At 68.3% G+C, this 464-nt stretch carries 1 pseudogene; it reads right to left on the bottom strand.

The annotated features are described in order from the left end of the window. A pseudogene (locus AC0AIB_RS31215) lies at positions 1–196 on the bottom strand (stage II sporulation protein M); the annotation flags it as partial. Between the last annotated feature and the right edge of the window lie 268 nt (positions 197–464).

Below are 464 nucleotides of genomic sequence, written 5' to 3'. Positions count from 1 at the left end.
CGAGCTGGGTGAGCCGGCCGGTGAGGAGTGGGTCGGGGCTGCTCGACTGGATCAGCGAAAGATGGGTCGCGGTGCGCTGGTAGAGGACGACGAGTTCGTCCGCTTCCGCGCCCGTGAGGCGGCGCCCCCGGCGCAGGAGGTGTTCGAGGCGGTCCCACTCCGTGCGGTGGGCGGTAACGAAGACGTCGAGGTCCATGGGCGTCTGTTGCTCCAGGCAAGGGTGCGTACGGGTCCGTACTACTGCGGCGCGCTGGCGGTCAGCTTGGCAGACTGGGCCCGGCTGGGGCAGAGAAGGTCGGCGAAGGGTGGGGACCGATGAGTGAGCTGGTGACCGGGGACGCGGTCGTTCTGGGGTTGAGGCCCGCGCGGCTGCCGAGCCGGGCGCTGGCCTCAGCGATCGATCTGGCGGTGATATTCACCGTCTTCATCCTGATATCGGTCGTGCTCGGTATCGCTTCCGCTTC

The organism is Micromonospora sp. DSM 43699 (genome assembly GCF_055517075.1).
This window is presented reverse-complemented; position numbering and strand designations above follow the sequence as displayed.